The organism is Bartonella sp. TT119HLJHH, from assembly GCF_042193385.1.
GTDB lineage: Bacteria > Pseudomonadota > Alphaproteobacteria > Rhizobiales > Rhizobiaceae > Bartonella.
Genome location: NZ_JBHILS010000043.1, coordinates 1 through 4170 on the forward strand (window position 1 = coordinate 1; position 4170 = coordinate 4170).

Consider the following 4170-nt stretch of genomic DNA (forward strand, 5'->3'; position numbering starts at 1 on the left):
GTAATGCCGCTGCAAATAACTACCTCAGCAGTGCGCAACAAGCTCAGATGGAGAAAGAATTAAAGGAGTGTCCTGACTTTTTATGTGCAGCAGAAGTGTCTGCGAAGTGGACTGCGATTAGTACAGGGCAAGATATAAGCTTTGCGGCAGGTATGGTAGCTGGTGTCCCGGCTGAAATATACGATACGGTTGATGGTTTTTTGCAAATAGCCAAACATCCCAAAGAGACTTTGAAAGCGCTCAAAGATTTTTTCAGCAGTGGTGAGATTTTGGCGACAATTGGTCGGACCCTTGGACAGTCCTATGTAGATCGCATTAATAAAATGGAGGAGGAATATGAGCGAGCCGGTGCTGGTGGATCCTTTAAAGCTGGACTTGAATTTGGAAAATTATTGACTGAAACAGCATCCCTAATGACAGGAGTTGCTGGAGCAGCCAAGGGAGGCATAAAGCTTGGCGCAAAGGCTTGGATTAAATTCATGGCTAGGAAAGATTTTGCCCAATTCGCTTCCAAGAAAAATCTTGCAGAACTTGCAGCTCAAGGAGATCCTGACAAATTTGCGGCGAGGAAAGAACTGACCAAACTTGCTGCTAAAGAAAAAAAGCTTTGGTTAAAAAAGAAACCCACTAAATTTACCGATAGCAAATTTGGACAGACTAACAAAGCCTATCAGAGAGACGATTTGTTTGATCCTAATAAAAGGGTTAAATGGAAAGAAAACAAAAAAGACGTGTGGGGCACCAATATTGAAAGAATGGAAGCAGGAAGAGCACCTATAGGTTTTGATGGTCAGTCTGTTGAATTGCATCACCTAAAGCAAACGCCTGAGGGGCCCATAGCAGAAATGAGCAAGGAATCTCACCAAAAATATAATTCCGTAATTCATGCTCCTTCCAAAACACATCAATCGCTTATAGAGAGGGAAAAGTTTAAAAAATGGAGAGAGGAATATTGGAAGGAACGTGCTAAAGGATATAGAGAACAAACAAACAATAATTTAGGAGAAATAATTGATATGAAATGGGGTATTATAGGTCTAGATTTTGACAGATGGGGACAGGAGCATCGGCAGTAATGCTCTACGGTTGATGAAAAGAGAGAAAAAAGAAGTTTGGAGAAATAATCTATGAAAACCTATACCTTAGCTGATGTTGCAGTATTAATTGATAAAGTGAATAAATATGATGATGATATTATCAATTTGGGTAGTGAGGATGATAAAGAGAATGAAACAGATGATCTACAGATTGAAAGGGCGGAGAAAGCTCTTGGTTTGAAATTCACATCCTCTTACAAAGTTTTTTTAAAAAAATATGGAGGAGGAGAAATTGGTGGTGATGAAATCTTTAGCCTTTATAAGGAGTGTGGAGCAGATATCCCTGGTGGTGATATTGTTTTCCAAAACTTAAATGCTAGAAAACGTGGTTTTCTGACACCAGAACAGCTTTTCGTGAGTAGTACTGATTTTGGTGAAACCTTTTATTTTGATTATACGCAGTTTCGGGATGGAGAATGTCCAATCTATGTCATGCTTTCATCTGAAGATTGCGAATATTACGCTAGCAATTTTTATGAATTCCTTTGTAAAAGAATTAAAGAAAGTGTAGGAGCTGAGATACCTGAAGGTGACCAACCGATTGAAAAGATTGAGAACACTCCCACTCCGCAACCTATCCCTTTTTACAAGAGTTTTTGGAAAAAACTATGGAAGAGGTGAAATTGATAGAGGAAATATGGAGCGTTTATAACGCACGTTTTGAGGATCATCTATGAAAACCTATACCTTAGCTGATGTTGTAGAATTAGTTGATAAATATAATGATATTATCAATTTTCGTACTGAAGAAAATGCGGCTGATGATCTACGGATTGAAAAGGAGGAGAAAGCTCTCGATTTGCAATTCACATCGTCTTATAAGAGTTTTTTAAAAAAATATGTAGGAGGAGAAATAGGGGGTGAAGAAATCTTTAGCCTTTATAAGGAGTGTGGAGCAGATATCCCTGGTGGTGATATTGTTTTCAAAAACTTAAATGCTAGAAAACGTGGTTTTGCAACATCAGAACAGCTAGTCGTGTGTTACGCTGATTTTGGTGAAACCTTTTATTTTGATTATACGCAGTTTCGAGATGGAGAATGTCCAATCTATGTTATGTATCCATTGGATAATTGCGAATATTACGCCAGTAATTTTTATGAATTCCTTTGCAAAAGAATTAAAGTACACGTGGGAGAAGAGATACCTGAAGGTGAACAACCGATTGAAAAGATTGAGAACACTCCCACTCCGCAACCTATCCCTTTTTACAAGAGTTTTTGGAAAAAACTATGGAAGAGGTGAAATTGATAGAGGAAATATAGAGCGTTTATAACGCAAGTTTTGAGGATCATCTATGAAAACCTATACCTTAGCTGATGTTGCAGTATTAATTGATAAAGTAAATAAATATGATGATGATATTATCCATTTTCGTATTAAAGATAATGCAGTTGATGATCTTGTGATTGAAAAGGCGGAGAAAGCTCTCGGTTTACAATTTACATCGTCTTACAAAGTTTTCTTAAAAAAATATGGAGGAGGAGAAATTGGTGGTGATGAAATCTTTAGTCTTTATAAGGAGTGTGGGGAAGGTATTCCTGCTGGTGATATTGTTTACCGAAACTTACTCAATAGAGAACGTGGTTTTGTGACACCAGAGCAGCTTTTCGTTAGCAGAACAGATTTTGGTGAAACCTTTTATTTTGATTATACGCAGTTTAGGGATGGAGAATGTCCAATCTATGTCATGCTTTCATCTGAAGATTGCGAATATTACGCAAGTAACTTTTATGAATTCCTTTGCAAAAGAATTAAAGAAAGCGTGGGAGAAGAGATACCTGAAGGTGATCAACCGATTGAAAAGATTGAGAACACTCCCACTCCGCAACCTATCCCTTTTTACAAGAGTTTTCTTAAAAAACTATGGAAGAGGTGAAATTGATAGTGAGAAAATATATAGTCTTTCTAGAGAGCCTAAGTATTACACAAGTAATTTTTATGTAAAAGAATTACAGATCATGCTGGGGGAATGATGATGCAAACCAAAGATGTCACAGAGATTTTAAAAAGACTGGGCTGGGAGCCTTATCGTGATAACGTGGGGGATATTTTTGCGCATTATCATCTTCCCGATCGCATTGTCGGTATTGGCTATGGTGTAAAAAATTATGGAGAGAGTGGCAAAGAGTTTTTGCTTTCGGCTGATCTCACCACCGCTGCTTATTGTCTTGCTAGGGAATATTCTAGAGGTGAAAAATCACAGCGTAAATATGGAGATGTGCTGTTTTATGCGAAGGAGGATTTTAATGTTAAACCTTCAGATCTTTCCGAAAGCCATATTAAGGACGCTCTAAATAGAGTGATTGCATGGGCACAAGCACAGGATATTGAAAAAAAGTTGTGCGAGGAAGCTACTAATCATTCTGCCGTTGCACAAGCATTACTTGGTGATATGGAGGCTTTAAGGAGTGATAGATCTACCCCAAAACTATCTGTGCCAGAATTTGCAGATTATAAAACAATGACATCGGATGATCGCCTGCTTTTTTTTGCACAGGCCTATAAAAATGGGGAATTAGACGATATTCTAATGCGTAAAAAGCCAAAAAAGCAACAGATGAGTCTCACAGCAGCAATGCGCGTTCTTAAAACACAAGGGTGGTTTTCTACGGAGCCTAGAAAAATGTGGTTGGTTTTGCCCGACCGCTTTATTCAATTTGATTTTGGTTTTATACGTCTTCATGATAATTACAATGTCCGTATTGAAGCTGAAATATCTAATGAAATTATTTCTGTAGCTTGTAAATATATTCACTATAGTGGGGAGTATCGGTGCATATCACCTACAAATATTTATAATTCTTTTAACACGATTGGGGGGGGGATTTTTAGTGGTTTTGGTAAAGGGATTGATATTTGTGTAGAGAGGTTGAATGAGCAAGAATTGACGCAAATCTCTGAGCGGATAATACAATGGGCACGCGCTCAAGATTTACAAGCATCGATCGAAAGCAAAACAGTTGTTCAAAAATATAGTTACGATACAGATATAGTTTGGCATTTGGCTTGTTTAGCGTTGACAGGTCGAATTGATATCCTGAAATCTTATAAAAATTTTTTAGAAGCTGGTAC

The 4170-nt window shown here is 37.7% G+C and carries 5 protein-coding genes; all 5 read left to right on the forward strand.

The genetic code is table 11. The features are described 5' to 3' along the window. The coding region (locus ACFIJL_RS08680; protein ID WP_375624262.1) for an HNH/ENDO VII family nuclease at positions 1-1076 on the forward strand (1076 nt) is incomplete at its 5' end. Between the two features lie 51 nt (positions 1077-1127). Further along, positions 1128-1718, forward strand: coding sequence for an SMI1/KNR4 family protein (locus tag ACFIJL_RS08685; RefSeq protein ID WP_375624264.1), 591 nt, complete (start codon positions 1128-1130; stop codon positions 1716-1718). A 52-nt stretch (positions 1719-1770) separates the two neighbouring features. Then, positions 1771-2340, forward strand: a complete 570-nt coding sequence (locus ACFIJL_RS08690) for an SMI1/KNR4 family protein (RefSeq protein ID WP_375624266.1) — start codon at positions 1771-1773, stop codon at positions 2338-2340. 52 nt (positions 2341-2392) lie between these two features. Beyond that, on the forward strand, positions 2393-2974 hold the full coding sequence (locus tag ACFIJL_RS08695) for an SMI1/KNR4 family protein (RefSeq protein WP_375624268.1): 582 nt from the start codon (positions 2393-2395) through the stop codon (positions 2972-2974). Positions 2975-3073: 99 nt separating this feature from the next. Beyond that, on the forward strand, positions 3074-4170 hold a 1097-nt coding region (locus tag ACFIJL_RS08700), incomplete at its 3' end, for a DUF6990 domain-containing protein (protein WP_375624270.1).